Source organism: Streptomyces resistomycificus (assembly GCF_001514265.1).
Lineage (GTDB): Bacteria > Actinomycetota > Actinomycetes > Streptomycetales > Streptomycetaceae > Streptomyces > Streptomyces resistomycificus.
On the sequence record NZ_KQ948988.1, the window covers coordinates 963238 to 984546 of the forward strand.

Below are 21309 nucleotides of genomic sequence, written 5' to 3' on the forward strand. Positions count from 1 at the left end.
GGCCGGGGCCCGCGATCACCGATGATGATCGCGGCGAAGGCCGGTGGAGACGGTGTCGATCTGCCCGTGAACGGGCGGTGAACGCGGCCTTCCGGGGATCCGATAGCCTCTGCCGACACACCGCCCGGCCGGCCGAGCCAAGCCATGCCAAGGGGCGCCCCCACCATGCACAGGCCCGGCGCCCACGCGTCGGAACCCAGGGAGTGAGTTCGGTTGCCGACCGCCATCCTCACCGGTCAGCCGGTCCCCGGATCGTCGATCGAGGGCGATCTGCGGTCCCTCGGCTTCGAGGTCCGGACCGCGTCCGACACCGCCGACGCCGAGGCGCTGCTCGCCCAGGTGCCCGGTGACCAGCGAGTCGCCGTGGTCGACGCCCGCTTCGTGGGTCACGTCCACGCGCTGCGCCTCGGTCTCACCGACCCGCGCTTCCCGCTGGCCGCGGTGCCGGGCGCGGTGACCGCCCAGCCGGCCGGCCGCCAGGCCCTGACCCGGGCCATAGCCCGCGAGAACTCCGACGGCGGTGGCACGGCGACCGCCGTCGACAGCCTCGCCGACCGCGTCGTCGTCTCCCTGGCCGCCGACGGCAGCGACGTGCACCACCCCGAGCTCGGCAGCCTGGTCGCCGAGGTCCCGGCCGACCCGCAGGCCCGCAACGAGGCACGGCAGGCCGTCACCGCCGTGGACGACGAGGCCATACGCCTGAAGTCGGCGGTGAAGGCCCGCGACGGCTTCTTCACCACCTACTGCATCAGCCCGTACTCCCGATACATCGCCCGCTGGTGCGCCCGCCGGGGCCTGACCCCCAACCAGGTCACGACCGCCTCGCTCGTCACCGCGCTGATCGCGGCTGGCTGCGCGGCCACCGGCACCCGCGGCGGGTTCGTCGCCGCCGGCCTCCTGCTGCTCTTCTCCTTCGTCCTCGACTGCACGGACGGACAGCTCGCCCGTTACTCCCTGCAGTACTCGACGCTCGGCGCCTGGCTGGACGCCACCTTCGACCGGGCCAAGGAGTACGCCTACTACGCGGGCCTCGCCCTCGGAGCCGCCCGCGGCGGCGACGACGTGTGGGCGCTCGCCCTCGGCGCGATGGTCCTGCAGACCTGTCGTCACGTCGTGGACTTCTCCTTCAACGAGGCCAACCACGACGCCACCGCCAACACCAGCCCCACCGCGGCCCTCTCCGACAAGCTCGACAGCGTCGGCTGGACGGTCTGGGTGCGCCGGATGATCGTGCTGCCGATCGGCGAGCGCTGGGCGATGATCGCCGTCCTGACCGCGGTGACCACTCCGCGCATCACCTTCTACGCGCTGCTCGTCGGCTGCGCCTTCGCCGCCACGTACACCACGGCCGGGCGGGTGCTGCGGTCGCTGACCCGCAAGGCCCGGCGCACGGACCGGGCGGCGCAGGCGCTGGCGGACCTCGCGGACAACGGTCCGCTCGCCTCCCTCGTGGCCCGCGCCACCCGCGTCCGGCTCGGCGCCCCGCTCCTGGTGGCGCTCGCGGGGACGGCCGTCCTCGCCGTGTCCCTCTTCTCCGGGGTGACCTGGGCACCGGTCGCGGGTGCCGTCGTCTACACCGTCACCGCCGGCCAGGCGCTGTACCGCCCCCTCAAGGGCGCCCTCGACTGGCTCGTCCCCCCGCTCTTCCGCGCCGCCGAATACGGCACCGTCCTCGTCCTGGCGGCCCGGGCGGACGTGAACGGGGCCCTTCCTGCGGCTTTCGGCCTGGTGGCGGCAGTCGCCTACCATCACTACGACACGGTGTACCGCATCCGCGGCAACGCCGGAGCGCCGCCGGCCTGGCTGGTGCGCGCCATCGGGGGGCACGAAGGGCGGACGCTGCTCGTCACCGTCCTCGCCGCCGCGCTCTCCGCCTCGCAGTTCAAGGTCGCGCTCACGGCCCTCGCCGTGGCCGTCGCCCTGGTGGTGCTCGTCGAGAGCATCCGCTTCTGGGTGTCCTCCGGGGCGCCCGCCGTACACGATGAAGGAGAACCCGCATGATCGGCCTCGTGCTGGCGGCCGGCGCCGGACGGCGTCTGCGCCCCTACACCGACAGCCTTCCCAAGGCTCTGGTGCCGGTGGGGCCCGCGGGCATAGAAGGCGAACCCACGGTCTTGGACCTCACCCTCGGCAACTTCGCCGAGATCGGTCTGACCGAGGTCGCGATCATCGTCGGCTACCGCAAGGAAGCCGTGTACGAGCGCAAGGCGGCCCTCGAGCAGAAGTACGGCCTCAAGCTCACCCTGATCGACAACGACAAGGCCGAGGAGTGGAACAACGCCTACTCCCTGTGGTGCGGCCGTGACGCCCTCAAGGACGGCGTGATCCTCGCCAACGGCGACACCGTCCACCCGGTCTCCGTCGAGAAGACGCTGCTCGCCGCCCGCGGCGAGGGCAAGAAGATCATCCTGGCCCTCGACACCGTGAAGTCCCTCGCGGACGAGGAGATGAAGGTCGTCGTCGACCCCGCCAAGGGCATGACGAAGATCACCAAGCTGATGGACCCGTCCGAGGCCACCGGTGAGTACATCGGCGTCACCCTCATCGAGGGCGACGCGGCCCCGGAGCTGGCCGACGCGCTGAAGACGGTCTGGGAGACCGACCCCCAGCAGTTCTACGAGCACGGCTACCAGGAGCTGGTGAACCGCGGCTTCCGGATCGACGTGGCGCCGATCGGCGACGTCAAGTGGGTGGAGATCGACAACCACGACGATCTCGCCCGTGGACGGGAGATCGCGTGCCTCTACTGACCCGGCTCATCCCCGCGCCGGTCGTCGTCGACATCCGCCCGGGTGCCCTGGACGACCTGGTCGGCGTCCTCGCCGACGAGCGCATCTCGCACTCCGGCAGGCTCGCCATCGCCGTCAGCGGCGGCTCGGGCGCCAAGCTGCGGGAGCGCCTCGCCCCCTCGCTGTCCGGTGCCACCTGGTACGAGGTCGGCGGCGGCACCCTGGACGACGCGGTCCGGCTGGCCGGCGACATAAAGGCCGGCCACTACGACGCGGTCGTTGGCCTCGGCGGCGGCAAGATCATCGACTGTGCCAAGTTCGCCGCGGCGCGCGTGGGCCTCCCCCTGGTCGCCGTACCGACCAACCTCGCGCACGACGGCCTGTGCTCGCCGGTCGCCACCCTCGACAACGACGCCGGGCGCGGCTCCTACGGGGTCCCGAACCCGATCGCGGTCGTCATCGACCTCGACGTCATCCGCGAGGCCCCGGTGCGTTTCGTGCGCGCGGGCATCGGTGACGCGATCTCCAACATCTCGGCGATCGCCGACTGGGAACTCGCCAACCGCGTCAAGGGCGAGAAGATCGACGGCCTCGCCGCCGCGATCGCCCGGCAGGCGGGCGAGGCGGTCCTCAGGCACCCCGGCGGCATCGGGGACACCGACTTCCTCCAGGTGCTCGCCGAGGCCCTGGTCCTCAGCGGTATCGCCATGTCGGTGTCCGGCGACTCACGGCCGTCCTCCGGGGCGTGCCACGAGATCAACCACGCCTTCGACCTGCTCTTCCCCAAGCGGGCGGCCGCCCACGGGGAGCAGTGCGGGCTGGGCGCGGCCTTCGCGATGTACCTGCGAGGGGCCCACGAGGAGTCGGCCTACATGGCCGAGGTGCTGCGCCGGCACGGGCTTCCGGTCCTCCCGGAGGAGATCGGCTTCACGGTGGCCGAGTTCGTCCGGGCCGTGGAGTTCGCCCCGGAGACCAGGCCCGGCCGCTACACGATCCTCGAACACCTCGACCTCAAGACCGAACAGATCAAGGACATCTACGCCGACTATGTCAAGGCCATCGGTAGCTGAACTCCGTCCGGTCGTCCACCCCGCAGGGGTGAAGGACCGGCGCAGCGGTGAGCACTGGATGGGGCGCCTCTACATGCGCGAGGTGTCCCTGCGGGTCGACCGCTACCTGGTCAACACCAGGGTCACGCCCAACCAGCTCACGTACCTGATGACCGTCTTCGGCGTCCTCGCGGCCCCGGCACTCCTGGTGCCGGGGATCGCGGGCGCCGTCCTCGGTGTGGTGTGCGTCCAGATGTACCTGCTGCTGGACTGTGTCGACGGTGAGATCGCGCGCTGGAAGAAGCAGTACTCGCTCGGCGGGGTCTACCTGGACCGCGTCGGCGCCTACCTGACCGACGCCGCCGTGCTGGTCGGCTTCGGCCTGCGCGCCGCCGACCTGTGGGGCACCGGGCGGATCGACTGGCTGTGGGCCTTCCTCGGCACCCTGGCCGCGCTCGGCGCCATCCTGATCAAGGCCGAGACCGACCTCGTCGGTGTGGCCCGCCACCAGGGCGGCCTGCCCCCGGTCAAGGAAGCGGCGTCCGAGCCGCGCTCCTCGGGCATGGCACTGGCCCGCAAGGCCGCCGCGGCGCTGAAGTTCCACCGCCTGGTGCTCGGCATCGAGGCGTCCCTGCTGATCCTGGTCCTGGCGATCGTGGACCAGGTGCGCGACGACCTGTTCTTCTCCCGGCTCGGCGTCGCGGTACTGGCCGGCATCGCACTGCTGCAGACCCTCCTGCACCTGGTGTCCATCCTCGCGTCGAGCAGGCTGAGGTGAGTGCCGTGCCCACTTCCGCTCTGAAGGTCGGCGCGGTCATCATCACCATGGGCAACCGCCCCGACGAACTGCGGGCGCTGCTCGACTCGGTCGCCAAGCAGGACGGCGACCGCGTCGAGGTGGTCGTGGTCGGCAACGGCTCGCCCGTGCCGGACGTCCCGGACGGTGTCCGCACCATCGAGCTGCCGGAGAACCTCGGCATCCCCGGCGGCCGCAACGTCGGCATCGAGGCCTTCGGCCCCAGCGGCCGCGACGTCGACATCATGCTGTTCCTCGACGACGACGGGCTCCTCGCCGGCCACGACACCGCCGAACTGTGCCGCAAGGCCTTCGAGGCCGACCCCGAGCTCGGCATCATCAGCTTCCGCATCGCCGACCCCGAGACCGGCGTCACCCAGCGCCGCCACGTGCCGCGGCTGCGCGCCTCCGACCCGATGCGCTCCTCCCGGGTCACCACCTTCCTCGGCGGCGCCAACGCCTGCCGTACCCAGGTCTTCGCCGAAGTCGGCGGCCTCCCGGACGAGTTCTTCTACGCACACGAGGAAACCGACCTGGCATGGCGGGCCCTCGACGCGGGCTGGATGATCGACTACCGGTCCGACATGGTGCTGTACCACCCCACGACCGCGCCCTCACGGCACGCGGTCTACCACCGCATGGTCGCCCGCAACCGGGTCTGGCTCGCCCGCCGCAACCTGCCCCGCCCCCTGATCCCGGTCTACCTCGGTGTCTGGCTGCTGCTCACCCTGGTGCGCCGCCCCTCGCGCCCCGCGCTGAAGGCGTGGTTTGGTGGATTCCGGGAAGGCTGGACCACACCCTGCGGCCCGCGCCGGCCCATGAAGTGGCGTACGGTATGGCGGCTGACACGACTGGGCCGGCCTCCCGTCATCTGACAAGCTCGTACCCGAGAGCAACCGGGCCGTACCGCGGCCCCCGGCTCATGCCCAGGCCCGCACAGGCTGCGCATCTCGAAGACGAAAGTTTCCACTAGTGAGTGAGACAACGCACGACGGCACGGTCGCGGTGAGCGCGTCCGTACCGCCCGACGAGGGCATGACGGCGGCCCGGCTCGCCGAGAAGTACGGGCTGACCGTGAGCGGCGCCCGGCCCTCCCTCGTCGAGTACGTCCGCCAGCTCTGGGACCGGCGTCACTTCATCCTCGCCTTCTCACGGGCGAAGCTGACCGCCCAGTACAGCCAGGCGAAGCTCGGCCAGCTCTGGCAGGTCGTCACGCCGCTGCTGAACGCGGCCGTGTACTTCTTCATCTTCGGAGTCATCCTCGAGGCCGACCGCGGCATGTCCCGCGAGGTGTACATCCCGTTCCTGGTCACGGGCGTCTTCGTGTTCACCTTCACGCAGAGCTCGGTGATGGCGGGCGTCCGCGCGATCTCCGGCAACCTCGGCCTGGTCCGCGCCCTGCACTTCCCGCGCGCCTCGCTGCCGGTCTCCTTCGCGCTCCAGCAGCTCCAGCAGCTGCTCGCCTCGATGATCGTGCTGTTCGCGGTGACGGCCGCCTTCGGCAGCTACCCCGACCTGTCCTGGGCGCTGATCGTCCCGATCCTGGTCCTGCAGTTCCTCTTCAACACCGGCCTCGCCCTGATCATGGCCCGGGCCGGCTCGAAGACCCCGGACCTCGCGCAGCTCATGCCGTTCGTGATGCGTACGTGGATGTACGCGTCCGGTGTGATGTTCTCCATCCCCATCATGCTGCAGGACAAGCCGGACTGGATGGGGACCGTGCTGCAGTGGAACCCGGCCGCCATCTACATGGACCTGATGCGCTTCGCGCTCATCGACGGATACGGCTCCGAGAACCTGCCCGACCACGTCTGGGCGGCCGCCGGCGGCTGGGCGCTGCTCGTCGCACTCGGCGGTTTCGTGTACTTCTGGAAGGCGGAGGAGAGGTACGGCCGTGGCTGAGCAGACCATCGACGAGCGCATCCCCACCGTCGTCGCGGACGAGCTGCACATCGTCTACCGCGTCAACGGCGCCAAGACCGGCAAGGGCAGCGCCACCGCCGCCCTCAGCCGCATCCTCAAGCGCGGTGAGGAACGCGGCGTGCGCAAGGTGCACGCGGTCCGGGGAGTCTCCTTCGTCGCCTACCGCGGTGAGGCCATCGGCCTGATCGGCTCCAACGGCTCCGGCAAGTCGACGCTGCTGCGCGCCATCGCCGGCCTCCTCCCGGCCGAGGAGGGCAAGGTGTACACCAACGGCCAGCCCTCGCTGCTCGGCGTCAACGCGGCCCTGATGAACGACCTCACCGGCGAGCGGAACGTCATATTGGGCGGGCTCGCCATGGGGATGACCCGGGAACAGATCAAGGAGCGCTACCAGGAGATCGTCGACTTCTCCGGGATCAACGAGAAGGGCGACTTCATCACCCTTCCCATGCGCACCTACTCCTCCGGTATGGCGGCCCGTCTGAGGTTCTCCATCGCCGCCGCCAAGGACCACGACGTCCTGATGATCGACGAGGCGCTGGCCACCGGCGACCGCAAGTTCCAGAAGCGCTCGGAGCAGCGCATCAGGGAACTGCGCAAGGAGGCCGGGACCGTGTTTCTCGTCAGTCACAACAACAAGTCGATCCGTGACACCTGCGACCGTGTCCTGTGGCTTGAGCGCGGCGAGCTGCGCATGGACGGCCCGACGGACGAGGTCCTCAAGGAGTACGAGAAGTTCACGGGCAAGTAGTCCACCCGGATACGGGCGAAGGAGCCCACCCCGCTTCCCAGGGCCCCGCCGGAACTGCTCCGGCGGGGCTCCGCGTCTGCAAAGGAAACGTCAACTTCGCCCCGCCTTGGGAATCTTGGGGCCAATCGGTGTGTTGTTGTGATGCGCGGGACACCCCCGGGATCCATGACGCGTTGTACAACGTAAGCTGTACCGGTCCCGAATCGCGCCAAGTAGGGCGATAATGCGCGACACCCGCCACCGGGCGGCTGCGCGGACGGCCGGGCGGCGTGTCCGAAATAGTGTGTATTGGGTCCGCGGTGTAGAACGGGAGATGTGACGGCGATGGCTACGGATACTCCCCAGCTCCCCCCAGCAGGTGCCGTCCCCGCCCCGGGCGGTCGGCGGTGACGGGAACCGGCACGACGCGCCCCGACGAGACGGAGCGCGCGACGCTCGACAAGGCCGCGGCGGAGAACTTCCCCGTGGCCCCCTTCTTCCTGCCCGGGGACTGGCGCGACGACCTCATGGCCGTCTACGGCTTCGCCCGCCTCGTCGACGACATCGGTGACGGCGATCTGGCCCCGGGCGGCGCCGACGCCCGGCTGCTGGGTGTCGAGCCCGGATCCGCCGAGGACCGGCTGGTGATGCTGGACGCCTTCGAGGCCGACCTCCACCGGGTCTTCGACTCCACCCCGCGCCACCCGCTGCTGCGCCGGCTCCAGCGGACCGTCCGCCGGCGCGCGCTGACCCCCGAGCCGTTCCTCGGCCTGATCGCCGCCAACCGCCAGGACCAGCTCGTCACCCGGTACGAGAGCTACGACGACCTGCTCGCCTACTGCGAACTGTCCGCGAACCCCGTGGGCCGTCTCGTCCTCGCCGTCACCGGCACCGCGACCCCCGAGCGGATCCGTCACTCCGACGCGATCTGCACGGCGCTCCAGATCGTCGAACATCTCCAGGACGTCGCCGAGGACCTCGGCCGCGACCGTGTCTATCTGCCCGCCGAGGACATGAAGCGTTTTCACGTCCGGGAGGCGGACCTCGCCGCGAAAACCTCAGGCGCATCGGTGCGTGCCCTGGTTGCATACGAAGCGCAACGCGCTCGCGATCTCCTGAATGAAGGCGCCCCCCTGGTGGGTAGCGTCCACGGCAGGCTGAGGCTGTTGCTCGCAGGGTTCGTGGCGGGGGGAAGGGCGGCGATCCACGCGATCACCGCCGCCGAGTACGACGTACTTCCCGGCCCGCCCAAGCCCGGCAAGGTCCGGTTGCTGCGTGAGGTGGGCGTGACTCTGCGAGGAAAGGGGTGATCCGGACCGTGGAGTCGGAACAGGACGTGTCCGCACCGGTACTCGCCGCCTACAGCTACTGCGAGGCCGTCACCGGGCAGCAGGCCCGCAACTTCGCGTACGGCATCAGGCTGCTGCCGACGCCCAAGCGACGTGCGATGTCGGCGCTCTACGCCTTCTCCCGGCGCGTCGACGACATCGGCGACGGCGCGCTGGCCGACGGTGTCAAGAGCGTGCGACTCGAGGACACCCGGGCGATGCTGGCCCGGGTGCGCGAGGGTTCGGTCGACGAGGACGACATCGACCCGGTCGCCGTCGCCCTCGCCCACGCAGCCGAGACCTTCCCGATCCCGCTCGACGGGCTGGACGAGCTCATCGACGGCGTGCTGATGGACGTACGGGGCGAGACCTACGAGACCTGGGACGACCTGAAGGTCTACTGCCGCTGTGTGGCGGGTGCCATCGGGCGGCTGTCCCTCGGGGTGTTCGGTACGGAACCGGGGGCGCGCGGTGCCGAGCGCGCGCCGGAGTATGCCGACACGCTCGGGCTCGCACTCCAACTCACCAACATCCTCAGGGACGTTCGGGAGGACGCCGAGGGCGGGCGCACCTATCTGCCCGGCGACGACCTCGCCAAGTTCGGCTGCTCGGCCGGCTTCAAGGGGTCGAAACCGCCGGAGGGTGCCGACTTCGCGGGCCTCGTGCACTTCGAAGTGCGTCGGGCCCGCGCCCTGTTCGCGGAGGGCTACCGGCTGCTCCCGATGCTCGACCGCCGCAGTGGCGCCTGTGTGGCCGCCATGGCCGGGATCTACCGCCGCCTCCTGGACCGGATCGAGCGTGATCCCGAGGCGGTGCTGCGCGGCCGCGTCTCGCTGCCCGGGCGGGAGAAGGCGTACGTCGCCGTGCGTGGCCTGTCGGGCCTCGACGCCCGGCATGTGACGCGGCGGGCCGTCAGGAGGCGTGCCTGATGGACAATTCGGTCCAAGGTGATGCCGTCGGAGAAAAGTGGCACGCAACCCTCCGGAGCCGGGTCGCGTCCCAGACTGCGACGACCCGCCGTGCCCGCCGTGCACGGTCCGGCGGGCACTCGGGGGAGGGCGCACGATGACCGACGGTTCGCAGCCCGACGTGTCGCTCGCGGACACGCCGGGACACTCCGGGAGAGACGCTGTCGTGATCGGCGGCGGTCTCGCCGGCATCACCGCCGCGCTCGCGCTCGCCGACGCCGGAGTCCGGGTGACACTGCTCGAAGGCCGGCCCCGGCTGGGCGGCCTCGCCTTCTCCTTCCAGCGCGACGGGCTGACCGTCGACAACGGACAGCACGTGTACCTGCGCTGCTGCACCGCCTACCGGTGGTTCCTCGACCGCGTCGAGGGCGCGGCGCTGGCTCCGCTGCAGGATCGTCTCGACGTGCCCGTACTCGACGTCGACCGTCCCGAGGGGCGGCGGCTGGGCAGGCTGCGGCGCGACGCGCTGCCGGTGCCCCTGCATCTGGGGCGCAGCCTCGCCACGTACCCGCATCTCTCGCTCGCCGAGCGGGCCGGTGTGGGGCGGGCCGCGCTCGCGCTCAAGGGGCTCGACCTCGCCGATCCGGACCTGGACACGCAGGACTTCGGCAGCTGGCTGAGCTCGCACGGTCAGTCGGCGCGTGCCATCGAGGCACTGTGGGACCTGGTCGGGGTCGCCACGCTCAACGCGGTCGCGGGTGACTCCTCGCTGGGGCTCGCCGCCATGGTGTTCAAGACCGGCCTGCTGTCCGACCCGGGTGCCGCCGACATCGGATGGGCGCACGTCCCGCTGGGCGAACTGCATGACCGGTTGGCCCGCAAGGCGCTCGACTCCGCGGGCGTGCGCACCGAGATCCGTACCCGCGTCACCTCCATCTCCACTGACGAGAACGGGCGTTGGAGCGTTCAGGTGCCCGGCGAGGAACTGCGGGCGGACGCGGTCGTCCTCGCCGTACCGCAGCGCGAGGCCCACGACCTGCTGCCGGCGGGCGCGCTCGACGCGCCCGAACGGCTCCTGGAGATCGGCACCGCGCCGATCCTCAACGTCCACGTCGTCTACGACCGCAAGGTGCTCTCACGGCCGTTCTTCGCGGCCCTCGGCACCCCGGTGCAGTGGGTGTTCGACCGCACGGAGGCATCCGGGCTGCACGAGGGGCAGTACCTCGCCCTGTCGCAGTCGGCCGCCCAGGACGAGATCGACGAGCCCGTCGCCGTGCTGCGCGAGCGCTACCTGCCCGAGCTGGAGCGCCTGCTGCCCCGTACACGGGGGGCCGAGGTGAGGGACTTCTTCGTGACCCGGGAACGCACGGCGACGTTCGCTCCCACCCCCGGCGTCGGACGGCTGCGGCCCGGCGCCCGCACCAAGGCACCCGGCCTCTACCTGGCCGGAGCGTGGACCGCCACCGGGTGGCCCGCGACCATGGAGAGTGCGGTCCGCAGTGGTGTGAGCGCGGCGGACGCCGTGCTCGGCGCCCTGGGCCGACCCCGCCCCCGCCACCTCTTCGAGTTCGAGGAGGCGGCCTGATGCTCGATCAGCAGGGCACGGCAGGCCCCCGCACCTTCGGTACCGCAACAAGAGGAGAGACTGTGCCCACTGTGCCCCCGGCCTCGCAGGCCGCTCGGAGGACCGCGGTGGACGTGACCGCGCTCCTGGAGCGCGGCCGGACCCTTGCCACACCGGTACTGCGGGCGGCCATCGACCGCCTGGCACCTCCCATGGACACGGTTTCCGCCTACCACTTCGGCTGGATCGACGCCCAGGGCAACCCCGCGGACGGGGACGGCGGCAAGGCCGTACGCCCCGCCCTCGCGGTGCTCTCCGCGGAGGTCACCGGCGCCGAGCCCGAGGCCGGCATCCCCGGCGCCGTCGCCGTGGAGCTGGTCCACAACTTCTCGCTGCTGCACGACGACCTGATGGACGGCGACGAACAGCGCCGGCACCGCGACACCGTCTGGAAGGTGCACGGCCCCGCCCAGGCCATCCTCGTCGGCGACGCCCTGTTCGCCCTGGCCAACGAGGTGCTGCTGGAACTCGGCACCGTGGAGGCGGGCCGTGCCGCCCGCCGCCTGACCACCGCCTCCCGGGCCCTGATCGACGGTCAGGCCCAGGACATCTCCTACGAGCACCGCGACCGCGTCAGCGTAGAAGAGTGTCTGGAGATGGAGGGCAACAAGACCGGTGCCCTGCTCGCCTGCGCCAGCTCCATCGGCGCGGTGCTCGGCGGCGCGGACGACCGCACCGCCGACACCCTGGAGAAGTACGGCTACCACCTGGGCCTCGCCTTCCAGGCCGTCGACGACCTGCTCGGCATCTGGGGCGACCCGGTCTCCACCGGCAAGCAGACCTGGAGCGACCTGCGCCAGCGCAAGAAGTCCCTGCCGGTCGTGGCCGCGCTCGCGGCGGGCGGGCCCGCCTCCGAGCGGCTCGGTGAGCTGCTCGCCGCCGACGCCAAGGCCAGCGACTTCGAGAACTTCTCCGAGACGGAGTTCGCGGCCCGTGCCGCGCTCATCGAGGAGGCGGGCGGCCGCGAGTGGACCGCCGAGGAAGCACGCCGACAGCACACCATCGCCATCGAAGCCCTCGACGCCGTCGACATGCCCGACCGGGTGCGGGCGCAGTTCACGGCACTCGCCGACTTCGTCGTCGTACGAAAGAGATGATCACTATCGGTCGAATAGCCCTCGCGTAGTCGCCGGCCGGTGTCGCGGGAACACGAGCACCGGCCGACGGCGGACCCAAGCAGAAGCACCGATTGCACACTGCACGAAGGGGAAGCCATGACAGCGACGACCGACGGAAGCACCGGGGCCCTGCCGTCCCGCGCTGCCGCGGCCAGCGAAACCGACATCAACACCCCCGTGGCGGCCGGGGTGCACGACGCCGCCGTACGCGCGGTGCAGCGGGCCACCGGCCACCTGCTGGCGACGCAGGACGCCCAGGGCTGGTGGAAGGGCGACCTCGAGACCAACGTCACCATGGACGCCGAGGACCTGCTGCTCCGCCAGTTCATCGGGATCCGTGACGAGGCCACCACCCACGCCGCGGGTCTGTTCATCCGCGGCGAGCAGCGCGAGGACGGCACCTGGGCCTCCTTCTACGGCGGACCGGGCGAACTGTCCACCACCATCGAGGCGTATGTGGCGCTCCGCCTGGCCGGGGACGACCCGGACGCGCCGCACATGGCGAGGGCCTCGGCCTGGATCCGGGCGCAGGGCGGCATCGCCGCGGCCCGGGTCTTCACCCGGATCTGGCTGGCCCTGTTCGGCTGGTGGAAATGGGAGGACCTGCCCGAACTCCCCCCGGAGCTCATCTACTTCCCGACCTGGGTACCGCTCAACATCTACGACTTCGGGTGCTGGGCCCGGCAGACCATCGTCCCGCTGACGATCGTCTCCGCGACGCGGCCGGTGCGGCCCGCGCCCTTCCCGCTCGACGAGCTGCACACCGACCCGGCGAACCCGAACCCGCTCAAGCCTCTTGCCCCGATGGCCAGTTGGGACGGTGCCTTCCAGCGCCTGGACAAGGTGCTGCATCAGGTGCGCAAGGTCGCCCCACGCAGACTGCGCAGAGCCGCGATGAACAGCGCCGCCCGCTGGATCATCGAACGCCAGGAGAACGACGGCTGCTGGGGCGGCATCCAGCCGCCCGCCGTGTACTCGGTGATCGCCCTGCACCTTCTCGGCTACGACCTCGAACACCCGGTCATGCGGGCCGGGTTGGAGTCGCTGGACCGTTTCGCCATCTGGCGTGAGGACGGGTCCCGCATGATCGAGGCCTGTCAGTCGCCGGTGTGGGACACCTGTCTGGCGACGATCGCGCTCGTCGACGCCGGGGTACCGGCCGACCACCCGCAGCTGGTCAAGGCCGCCGACTGGATGCTCGGCGAGGAGATCGTCCGGCCCGGCGACTGGGCGGTGAAGCGTCCCCAACTCCCGCCGGGGGGCTGGGCGTTCGAGTTCCACAACGACAACTATCCCGACATCGACGACACCGCCGAGGTCGTCCTCGCGCTGCGCAGGGTCAAGCACCACGACCCGGAGCGGGTGGAGCGGGCGATCGGCCGCGGCGTCCGCTGGAACCTCGGGATGCAGTCGAAGAACGGCGCGTGGGGCGCCTTCGACGTCGACAACACCAGCCCGTTCCCCAACCGGCTGCCGTTCTGCGACTTCGGCGAGGTCATCGACCCGCCGTCCGCCGACGTCACCGCGCACGTCGTCGAGATGCTGGCCGTCGAGGGGCTCTCGCACGACCCGCGCACCCGGCGTGGCATCGATTGGCTGCTCGCCGAACAGGAGCCGGACGGCTCGTGGTTCGGGCGCTGGGGCGTCAACTACATCTACGGCACCGGTTCCGTGGTGCCCGCCCTCGCCGCGGCCGGGCTCCCCGCCTCGCACCCGGCGATCCGCCGCGCGGTGATCTGGCTGGAGAAGGTGCAGAACGACGACGGCGGCTGGGGCGAGGACCTGCGCTCGTACAAGGACGTCAAGAAGTGGAGCGGCCGGGGCGCCTCCACCGCCTCACAGACGGCGTGGGCGCTGATGGCCCTGCTGGCCGCCGGGGAGAAGGACTCCAAGGCGGTCGAGCGCGGCGTCGCGTGGCTCGCGAGCACCCAGCGCGAGGACGGTACCTGGGACGAGCCGTACTTCACCGGTACCGGCTTCCCCTGGGACTTCTCGATCAACTACCACCTCTACCGTCAGGTGTTCCCGCTCACCGCCCTCGGCCGGTACGTCCACGGAGAGCCCTTCTCCGGGGTCAAGGGGGACTGATGCGCACCCAGCCCGCCGGCGCCCCGCTGCTGATCGCCTGCGCCCTCGGCATCGAGCGCCTGGCGCTGCGCAGTGGCGACCGCGGCGGCGCCGGCGGGCCGGTCACGATCCTGCGCACCGGCATGGGACCGGTCGCGGCCGAGCGCTCCGTCACCGGGGCGCTGGCCGGCCCGGCGCTGGGCGAGGCCGCCGTGGTGGCCACGGGCTTCTGCGCGGGACTCGCCCCCGGGATGCACCCGGGCGATCTGGTCGTCGCCGAGGAAACGCGGGATCCGCGCGGAACCGTTGCGTGCGTCGGAACCGACCTGCTCGTCGAGGAACTGGCGCGGGCGCTGCCCGGCCGCACGGTCCACACCGGACCGCTCACCGGCTCCGACCACGTCGTGCGCGGTCACGAACGGGCGGATCTGCGCGCCACCGGCGCGATCGCGGTAGACATGGAGTCCGCGGCCACGCTCCTGAGCGCCGTGCGCGCGGGCGAGCGCCCCGTTGCGGCCGTCCGGGTGGTCGTGGACGCTCCAGAACATGAACTCGTCCGGATCGGCACGGTGCGCGGTGGAATATCAGCCTTCCGCGTACTTCGATCGGTCCTTCCCGCATTCCACGAATGGCACCGTTCCTTGCTGCTCCCCAGGAGGTGAGCCAGATGGCCATGCCGCTTCGTCAGTCCATCAAGGTCGCTACATACTTGGCCGAACAAAAGCTCCGCAAGCGGGAGAAGTTCCCGCTCATCGTGGAGCTGGAACCCCTCTACGCGTGCAATCTGAAGTGCGAGGGCTGCGGCAAGATCCAGCACCCGGCCGGGGTGCTCAAGCAGCGGATGCCGGTGGCGCAGGCCGTCGGGGCGGTGCTGGAGTCCGGTGCGCCGATGGTGTCCATCGCGGGCGGTGAGCCGCTGATGCACCCTCAGATCGACGAGATCGTGCGGCAGTTGGTGGCCAAGAGGAAGTACGTCTTCCTCTGCACCAACGCCATGCTGCTGCGCAAGAAGATGGACAAGTTCAAGCCCTCTCCCTACTTCGCCTTCGCCGTGCACATCGACGGGCTGCGGGAACGGCACGACGAGTCGGTGGCGAAGGAGGGGGTGTTCGACGAGGCCGTGGAGGCGATCAAGGAGGCCAAGAAGCGCGGCTTCCGGGTGACCACCAACTCGACCTTCTTCAACACCGACACCCCGCAGACCATCATCGAGGTGCTCAACTTCCTCAATGACGACCTGCGGGTCGACGAGATGATGATCTCGCCCGCCTACGCCTACGAGAAGGCCCCCGACCAGGAGCACTTCCTGGGCGTGGAGCAGACCCGCGAACTGTTCAGGAAGGCGTTCGCGGGCGGCAACCGGCGTCGCTGGCGGCTCAACCACTCGCCGCTCTTCCTGGACTTCCTGGAGGGCAAGGTCGACTTCCCGTGCACGGCCTGGGCGATCCCGAACTACTCGCTCTTCGGCTGGCAGCGCCCCTGTTATCTGATGAGCGACGGATACGTCCCGACGTACCGCGAGCTCGTCGAGGAGACCGACTGGGACAAGTACGGCCGCGGCAAGGATCCACGCTGCGCCAACTGCATGGCGCACTGCGGCTACGAGCCGACCGCCGTCCTCGCCACCATGGGGTCCCTCAAGGAGTCGCTGCGCGCCATGCGCGAGACCGTCTCCGGAAACCGGGAGTGAGGTGATGACCGTCGTCTCCCTGGGCGTTCCCGAGGTGCCGGTCCGGCCGATCGCCGAGCGGCGTGTGTCGCGGCGGATCCAGGTCGGTCCGGTGGCCGTGGGGGGCGGGGCCCCGGTGTCGGTGCAGTCGATGACCACGACGCGTACGTCCGACATCGGCGCCACGCTCCAGCAGATCGCCGAGCTGACCGCGTCCGGCTGCCAGATCGTGCGGGTCGCCTGTCCGACGCAGGACGACGCGGACGCTCTGTCGACCATCGCCCGCAAGTCGCAGATCCCGGTGATCGCCGACATCCACTTCCAGCCGAAGTACGTGTTCGCCGCGATCGAGGCCGGCTGCGCCGCCGTGCGCGTCAATCCGGGCAACATCAAGCAGTTCGACGACAAGGTCAAGGAGATCGCCGGGGCGGCGAAGGACCACGGCACCCCGATCCGCATCGGCGTGAACGCGGGCTCGCTGGACCGGCGCCTGCTCCAGAAGTACGTCAAGGCGACCCCGGAGGCGCTGGTGGAGAGCGCCCTGTGGGAGGCGTCGCTCTTCGAGGAGCACGGCTTCCGGGACATCAAGATCTCCGTCAAGCACAACGACCCCGTGGTGATGGTGAACGCCTACACGCTCCTCGCGGAGCAGTGCGACTACCCGCTGCACCTGGGCGTCACGGAGGCCGGTCCGGCCTTCCAGGGGACGATCAAGTCGGCCGTGGCCTTCGGCGCCCTGCTCAGCAGGGGCATCGGCGACACCATCCGGGTGTCCCTGAGCGCCCCGCCCGCCGAGGAGGTCAAGGTCGGCATCCAGATCCTGGAGTCGCTGAACCTGAGGCAGCGGCGGCTGGAGATCGTGTCGTGCCCGTCCTGCGGCCGCGCCCAGGTCGACGTCTACAAGCTGGCCGACGAGGTCACCGCGGGTCTGGAGGGCATGGAGGTGCCGCTCAGGGTGGCCGTCATGGGGTGTGTGGTGAACGGGCCGGGAGAGGCCCGGGAGGCCGATCTCGGCGTCGCCTCCGGCAACGGCAAGGGACAGATCTTCGTCAAGGGCGAGGTCGTCAAGACCGTCCCCGAGTCGAAGATCGTCGAGACCCTGATCGAAGAGGCGATGAAGATCGCCGAACAGATGGAGCAGGACGGCGTCCCGTCGGGGGAGCCCGCCGTCACCGTGAGCTGAACAGCACGGACCGATAGGGGGCCCGACGTGACGATTCTGGAGAACATCCGAGGACCACGTGACCTGAAGGCGCTGTCCGAGGCGGAGATCGGCGAACTGGCCGAGGAGATACGCGAGTTCCTGGTGCACGCGGTCGCCAGGACCGGAGGCCACCTCGGGCCCAACCTGGGGGTGGTGGAACTCACCGTCGCCCTCCACCGGGTCTTCGAGTCGCCGGTCGACCGCATCCTGTGGGACACCGGCCACCAGAGCTACGTGCACAAGCTCCTGACCGGGCGTCAGGACTTCTCCAAACTGCGCGGCAAGGGCGGCCTGTCCGGCTATCCCTCCCGTGCGGAGTCCGAGCACGACGTCATCGAGAACAGCCACGCCTCCACCGTGCTCGGCTGGGCCGACGGGCTGGCCAAGGCCCGCCAGGTGCAGGGCGAGACGGGTCACGTGGTCGCGGTCATCGGCGACGGCGCACTGACCGGCGGCATGGCCTGGGAGGCACTGAACAACATCGCGGCCGCCAAGGACCGGCCGCTGATCATCGTCGTCAACGACAACGAGCGGTCCTACTCGCCGACCATCGGCGGCCTCGCCAACCACCTGGCCACCCTGCGCACGACCGACGGCTACGAGAAGGTGCTGGCCTGGGGGAAGGACGTACTGCAGCGGACCCCGGTGGTCGGCAACACGCTGTACGAGTCGCTGCACGGCGCGAAGAAGGGCTTCAAGGACGCCTTCGCACCGCAGGGCATGTTCGAGGACCTCGGCCTCAAGTACGTCGGCCCCATCGACGGGCACGACGTGAAGGCCGTCGAGTCGGCGCTCCGGCGGGCGAAGCGCTTCCACGGACCGGTGCTCATCCACTGCCTGACCGAGAAGGGACGCGGCTACGAACCCGCCCTCGCGCACGAGGAGGACCACTTCCACACCGTCGGGGTGATGGACCCGCGCACCTGTGAGCCGCTGGCGCCGTCCAACGGGCCATCCTGGACGTCGGTGTTCGGCGACGAGATCGTACGGATCGGCGAGGAGCGGGACGACGTGGTGGCGATCACCGCGGCCATGCTGCACCCGGTGGGGCTCGGCAAGTTCGCGGCGCGCTTCCCGGAGCGGGTGTGGGACGTCGGCATCGCCGAGCAGCACGCCGCCGTGTCCGCGGCCGGCCTCGCGACGGGCGGGCTGCACCCGGTCGTCGCCGTCTACGCGACCTTCCTGAACCGCGCGTTCGACCAGCTGCTGATGGACGTCGCCCTGCACCGCTGCGGAGTGACCTTCGTGCTGGACCGGGCCGGCGTCACCGGCGTCGACGGGGCCTCCCACAACGGCATGTGGGACATGTCGGTCCTCCAGGTCGTCCCCGGCCTCAGGATCGCCGCCCCGCGCGACGCCGAGCAGCTCAGGGCGCAGCTCAGGGAGGCCGTCGCGGTCGACGACGCGCCGACGCTGGTGCGCTTCCCGAAGGAGTCGGTCGGGCCCGAGATCCCGGCGATCGACCGCGTCGGCGGGCTGGACGTCCTGCACCGCACAGCCGGCACCCCGGAGGTCCTCATGGTGGCCGTCGGCGTGATGGCGCCCGTCTGCCTGCAGGCCGCCGACCTGCTGGCGGCCCGCGGCATCGCGTGCACGGTGGTCGACCCGCGGTGGGTCAAGCCCGTCGACCCGGCGCTCCCGGGCCTCGCCGCCGAACACCGACTGGTCGCCGTGGTGGAGGACAACAGCCGCGCCGCCGGAGTCGGCGCCGCGGTGGCGCTCGCGCTCGGCGACGCCGAAGTCGACGTCCCCGTACGGCGGTTCGGCATCCCGGAGCAGTTCCTCGCGCACGCCAAACGTGCCGAGGTGCTCGCCGACATCGGCCTCACGCCCGTAGAGATCGCCGGGCGGATCAGCGCGAGTCTGACCGCGAAGGAAGAGCAGTCCAAGGAGCAAGTGGAATGACAACTGCCGAATCCGCGTCGCCCTCCTCGCAGGCCGGGGAGTTCGACCTCGGCGCGCTGCTGGCCGAGCGCGGGGCCGAGCGCTACGAGCTGCACACCAGGCACCTCAACCACCAGCTCCCGCGCATGCTGCACACCATCGGCTTCGACAAGGTCTACGAGCGTGCCGAGGGCCCCTACTTCTGGGACGCGGACGGCAACGACTACCTCGACATGCTCGCCGGGTTCGGGGTGATGGGCCTGGGGCGCCACCACCCCGTCGTCCGCAAGGCGCTGCACGACGTCCTCGACGCCCAGCTCGCCGACCTCACCCGCTTCGACTGTCAGCCGCTGCCCGGGCTGCTGGCCGAGAGGCTGCTCGCGCACAGTCCGCACCTGGACCGGGTGTTCTTCGGCAACAGCGGTACCGAGGCGGTCGAGGGCGCGCTGAAGTTCGCCCGCTACGCCACCGGGAAGCCGCGCGTCCTGTACTGCGACCACGCCTTCCACGGCCTGACCACCGGGGCGCTGTCGGTCAACGGGGAGGACGGCTTCCGCGACGGCTTCGCCCCGCTGCTGCCCGACACGGCGGTGCCGCTCGGCGATCTCGACGCCCTGGCCCGGGAGCTGAAGAAGGCAGACGTCGCCGCCCTGGTCGTCGAGCCGATCCAGGGCAAGGGCGTGTACGAGGCGCCGCCCGGATACCTGCGCGCGGCCCAGGAGCTGCTCCACCGGCACAAGGCGCTGCTGATCCTGGACGAGGTGCAGACCGGCCTCGGCCGGACCGGCGACTTCTACGCCTACCAGCACGAGGAGGGCGTCGAACCCGACCTGGTGTGCGTGGCCAAGGCGCTCTCCGGCGGCTATGTGCCGGTCGGCGCCACCCTCGGCAGGGACTGGATCTTCAAGAAGGTCTACTCGTCGATGGACCGCGTGCTGGTCCACTCGGCGAGCTTCGGCTCCAACGCCCAGGCCATGGCCGCCGGGCTCGCCGTGCTCTCCGTGATGGAGAACGAGCAGGTCGTCGCCAACGCCCGGGCCACCGGTGAGCAGCTGAAGTCCCGCCTGACGGCACTGGTCGACAAGTACGAACTGCTCGCCGACGTGCGTGGCCGGGGCCTGATGATCGGCATCGAGTTCGGCAGGCCGAAGTCGCTGAAGCTGCGCAGCCGTTGGGCCATGCTGCAGGCCGCGCGCAAGGGGCTGTTCGCGCAGATGGTGGTCGTCCCGCTGCTGCAGCGCCACCGGATCCTCACCCAGGTCTCCGGCGACCACCTGGAGGTGATCAAGCTGATTCCGCCGCTGGTCATCGGCGAACGGGAGGTGGACCGGTTCGTCGACGCCTTCACGGACGTGATGGACGACGCGCACAGCGGTGGCGGACTGATGTGGGACTTCGGCAAGACGCTGATCAAGCAGGCGGTCGCCAACCGCTAGGCGCTTCGGCGGCCACGGAGTGCCGCAAAGCGATCATTTTGCCTCTGAGGCAAGAAATTTGCCGCGGAGGCAAGGCTCGGGCTCAATGGAGGCATGAACTCCTCCGCGGCCGAACCCGGGCCGACGGCCGGGCCTGACGAGGTGGTGCCGGCCGTCGCACCCCAGCTCCGTGCTCTGCGCCGCCGTGCCTCCCTCACCCTGGAGGCCGCCGCCCGGGCCGCCGGGCTCTCGCCTGCCCACCTCTCCCGGCTGGAGACGGGGCAACGCCAGCCCTCACTGCCGATGCTGCTGGGCCTCGCCCGCGTCTACGGTACGACGGTCTCGGAGCTGCTCGGTGAGACGGCTCCCGGACGGGACGCCGTGGTGCGGGCCGACGACATGGAGCCGACCGCGGCGGGCGGCTGGACCTACTGGCCGGCCGGCGCACCCGGACGGGGCATGCAGGCACTGCGCGTCCACGTGCCGTACGGCTCGCAGGGCGACATCGTGCGCGTGCACCCGGGCGAGGAGTGGCTCTACGTGCTCGAGGGGCGGCTGCGCCTGCGCCTGGCGGACACCACCCATCTGCTCGCGGCCCGGGACAGCGCGCACTTCGACTCGCTGACCCCGCACCGCATCGTCGCCGAGGACCGCGGCGGCGTGGAGCTCCTGTTCGTCCACACCCTGCTGCAGAGCCCCACGGCCACCCTGTGCCTGGGCCCCACCCCTGGAGACACACCATGAGCAACATGGAGGAGAAGTTCCCCCGCGCCGTGTGGGTGCGGCTGTTCATCTACATCGCGGTGGGGCACGTCTTCGCCGCCTTCGTCTACCTGCTCTTCGAGATGGGAGCCAGGCAGTAGCC

20 protein-coding genes are annotated in these 21309 nt (G+C 70.6%); all 20 read left to right on the forward strand.

Features of this window, described 5'->3' with window-relative positions; translation table 11 throughout:
- Nucleotides 1-213 precede the first annotated feature (213 nt).
- The 20 genes from AQJ84_RS04055 (at nucleotide 214) to AQJ84_RS04145 (ending at nucleotide 21307) form a co-directional block, all read left to right on the forward strand.
- On the forward strand, nucleotides 214-2001 hold the full coding sequence (locus AQJ84_RS04055) for a DUF5941 domain-containing protein (protein WP_030041973.1): 1788 nt from the start codon (nucleotides 214-216) through the stop codon (nucleotides 1999-2001).
- Nucleotides 1998-2750: a phosphocholine cytidylyltransferase family protein gene (locus AQJ84_RS04060; protein ID WP_030041972.1), complete on the forward strand. Its 753-nt coding sequence runs from the start codon at nucleotides 1998-2000 to the stop codon at nucleotides 2748-2750. The genes AQJ84_RS04055 and AQJ84_RS04060 overlap by 4 nt, the downstream gene beginning before the upstream one ends.
- Nucleotides 2738-3799 carry an iron-containing alcohol dehydrogenase family protein gene (locus tag AQJ84_RS04065; RefSeq protein WP_030041971.1) on the forward strand — a complete coding sequence of 354 codons (1062 nt, stop codon included), beginning with the start codon at nucleotides 2738-2740 and terminating at the stop codon, nucleotides 3797-3799. Before AQJ84_RS04060 ends, AQJ84_RS04065 begins: the two co-directional genes overlap by 13 nt.
- Nucleotides 3777-4556: a CDP-alcohol phosphatidyltransferase family protein gene (locus AQJ84_RS04070; RefSeq protein WP_078632087.1), complete on the forward strand. Its 780-nt coding sequence runs from the start codon at nucleotides 3777-3779 to the stop codon at nucleotides 4554-4556. Before AQJ84_RS04065 ends, AQJ84_RS04070 begins: the two co-directional genes overlap by 23 nt.
- A 47-nt stretch (nucleotides 4557-4603) precedes the next feature.
- On the forward strand, nucleotides 4604-5449 hold the full coding sequence (locus tag AQJ84_RS04075) for a glycosyltransferase family 2 protein (protein ID WP_051870058.1): 846 nt from the start codon (nucleotides 4604-4606) through the stop codon (nucleotides 5447-5449).
- A gap of 97 nt (nucleotides 5450-5546) precedes the next feature.
- Nucleotides 5547-6476: an ABC transporter permease gene (locus AQJ84_RS04080; RefSeq protein ID WP_053193304.1), complete on the forward strand. Its 930-nt coding sequence runs from the start codon at nucleotides 5547-5549 to the stop codon at nucleotides 6474-6476.
- The gene (locus AQJ84_RS04085; protein WP_030041967.1) at nucleotides 6469-7248 is read left to right on the forward strand and encodes an ABC transporter ATP-binding protein; all 780 of its coding nucleotides are present in this window, start codon (nucleotides 6469-6471) and stop codon (nucleotides 7246-7248) included. The genes AQJ84_RS04080 and AQJ84_RS04085 overlap by 8 nt, the downstream gene beginning before the upstream one ends.
- 386 nt (nucleotides 7249-7634) lie before the next feature.
- Nucleotides 7635-8537 carry a squalene synthase HpnC gene (hpnC, locus tag AQJ84_RS04090; RefSeq protein ID WP_030041966.1) on the forward strand — a complete coding sequence of 301 codons (903 nt, stop codon included), beginning with the start codon at nucleotides 7635-7637 and terminating at the stop codon, nucleotides 8535-8537.
- Nucleotides 8534-9484: a presqualene diphosphate synthase HpnD gene (gene hpnD / locus AQJ84_RS04095; RefSeq protein ID WP_037803443.1), complete on the forward strand. Its 951-nt coding sequence runs from the start codon at nucleotides 8534-8536 to the stop codon at nucleotides 9482-9484. The genes hpnC and hpnD overlap by 4 nt, the downstream gene beginning before the upstream one ends.
- Nucleotides 9484-9624 (forward strand): DUF6380 family protein, encoded by a 141-nt coding sequence (locus AQJ84_RS45045; protein WP_220450772.1) that lies wholly within the window; start codon nucleotides 9484-9486, stop codon nucleotides 9622-9624. The genes hpnD and AQJ84_RS45045 overlap by 1 nt, the downstream gene beginning before the upstream one ends.
- On the forward strand, nucleotides 9621-11048 hold the full coding sequence (gene hpnE / locus AQJ84_RS04100) for a hydroxysqualene dehydroxylase HpnE (RefSeq protein WP_030041965.1): 1428 nt from the start codon (nucleotides 9621-9623) through the stop codon (nucleotides 11046-11048). Before AQJ84_RS45045 ends, hpnE begins: the two co-directional genes overlap by 4 nt.
- Before the next feature lie 71 nt (nucleotides 11049-11119).
- Complete coding sequence (locus tag AQJ84_RS04105) at nucleotides 11120-12184, forward strand: polyprenyl synthetase family protein (protein ID WP_079022761.1); 1065 nt, start codon at nucleotides 11120-11122, stop codon at nucleotides 12182-12184.
- Between the two features lie 117 nt (nucleotides 12185-12301).
- Nucleotides 12302-14293 carry a squalene--hopene cyclase gene (shc, locus tag AQJ84_RS04110; RefSeq protein ID WP_053193310.1) on the forward strand — a complete coding sequence of 664 codons (1992 nt, stop codon included), beginning with the start codon at nucleotides 12302-12304 and terminating at the stop codon, nucleotides 14291-14293.
- Nucleotides 14293-14934: a phosphorylase family protein gene (locus tag AQJ84_RS04115; RefSeq protein WP_053193313.1), complete on the forward strand. Its 642-nt coding sequence runs from the start codon at nucleotides 14293-14295 to the stop codon at nucleotides 14932-14934. Before shc ends, AQJ84_RS04115 begins: the two co-directional genes overlap by 1 nt.
- Before the next feature lie 5 nt (nucleotides 14935-14939).
- A complete protein-coding gene (gene hpnH / locus AQJ84_RS04120) occupies nucleotides 14940-15962 on the forward strand; it encodes an adenosyl-hopene transferase HpnH (RefSeq protein ID WP_030041963.1) in 1023 nt (340 codons plus the stop codon).
- A gap of 4 nt (nucleotides 15963-15966) precedes the next feature.
- A complete protein-coding gene (gene ispG, locus AQJ84_RS04125; RefSeq protein WP_059198796.1) occupies nucleotides 15967-17124 on the forward strand; it encodes a flavodoxin-dependent (E)-4-hydroxy-3-methylbut-2-enyl-diphosphate synthase in 1158 nt (385 codons plus the stop codon).
- A 27-nt stretch (nucleotides 17125-17151) separates the two neighbouring features.
- Nucleotides 17152-19050, forward strand: coding sequence for a 1-deoxy-D-xylulose-5-phosphate synthase (dxs, locus tag AQJ84_RS04130; RefSeq protein ID WP_030042272.1), 1899 nt, complete (start codon nucleotides 17152-17154; stop codon nucleotides 19048-19050).
- A complete protein-coding gene (locus tag AQJ84_RS04135; protein WP_030042273.1) occupies nucleotides 19047-20465 on the forward strand; it encodes an aspartate aminotransferase family protein in 1419 nt (472 codons plus the stop codon). Before dxs ends, AQJ84_RS04135 begins: the two co-directional genes overlap by 4 nt.
- Before the next feature lie 93 nt (nucleotides 20466-20558).
- On the forward strand, nucleotides 20559-21188 hold the full coding sequence (locus AQJ84_RS04140) for a helix-turn-helix domain-containing protein (protein ID WP_030042274.1): 630 nt from the start codon (nucleotides 20559-20561) through the stop codon (nucleotides 21186-21188).
- Nucleotides 21185-21307 (forward strand): DUF6126 family protein, encoded by a 123-nt coding sequence (locus tag AQJ84_RS04145; RefSeq protein WP_037803552.1) that lies wholly within the window; start codon nucleotides 21185-21187, stop codon nucleotides 21305-21307. Before AQJ84_RS04140 ends, AQJ84_RS04145 begins: the two co-directional genes overlap by 4 nt.
- The last annotated feature ends 2 nt before the right edge of the window (nucleotides 21308-21309 follow it).

Bases quoted from the DNA above. Each gene is read 5' to 3' on its own strand.
- AQJ84_RS04060 (WP_030041972.1), top strand. From the start codon at position 1,998: ATGATCGGCCTCGTGCTGGCGGCCGGCGCCGGACGGCGTCTGCGCCCC.
- AQJ84_RS04070 (WP_078632087.1), top strand. From the start codon at position 3,777: ATGTCAAGGCCATCGGTAGCTGAACTCCGTCCGGTCGTCCACCCCGCA.
- AQJ84_RS04075 (WP_051870058.1), top strand. From the start codon at position 4,604: ATGGGCAACCGCCCCGACGAACTGCGGGCGCTGCTCGACTCGGTCGCC.
- AQJ84_RS45045 (WP_220450772.1), top strand. From the start codon at position 9,484: ATGGACAATTCGGTCCAAGGTGATGCCGTCGGAGAAAAGTGGCACGCA.
- hpnE (WP_030041965.1), top strand. From the start codon at position 9,621: ATGACCGACGGTTCGCAGCCCGACGTGTCGCTCGCGGACACGCCGGGA.
- shc (WP_053193310.1), top strand. From the start codon at position 12,302: ATGACAGCGACGACCGACGGAAGCACCGGGGCCCTGCCGTCCCGCGCT.
- AQJ84_RS04115 (WP_053193313.1), top strand. From the start codon at position 14,293: ATGCGCACCCAGCCCGCCGGCGCCCCGCTGCTGATCGCCTGCGCCCTC.
- hpnH (WP_030041963.1), top strand. From the start codon at position 14,940: ATGGCCATGCCGCTTCGTCAGTCCATCAAGGTCGCTACATACTTGGCC.
- ispG (WP_059198796.1), top strand. From the start codon at position 15,967: ATGACCGTCGTCTCCCTGGGCGTTCCCGAGGTGCCGGTCCGGCCGATC.
- AQJ84_RS04135 (WP_030042273.1), top strand. From the start codon at position 19,047: ATGACAACTGCCGAATCCGCGTCGCCCTCCTCGCAGGCCGGGGAGTTC.
- AQJ84_RS04140 (WP_030042274.1), top strand. From the start codon at position 20,559: ATGAACTCCTCCGCGGCCGAACCCGGGCCGACGGCCGGGCCTGACGAG.
- AQJ84_RS04145 (WP_037803552.1), top strand. From the start codon at position 21,185: ATGAGCAACATGGAGGAGAAGTTCCCCCGCGCCGTGTGGGTGCGGCTG.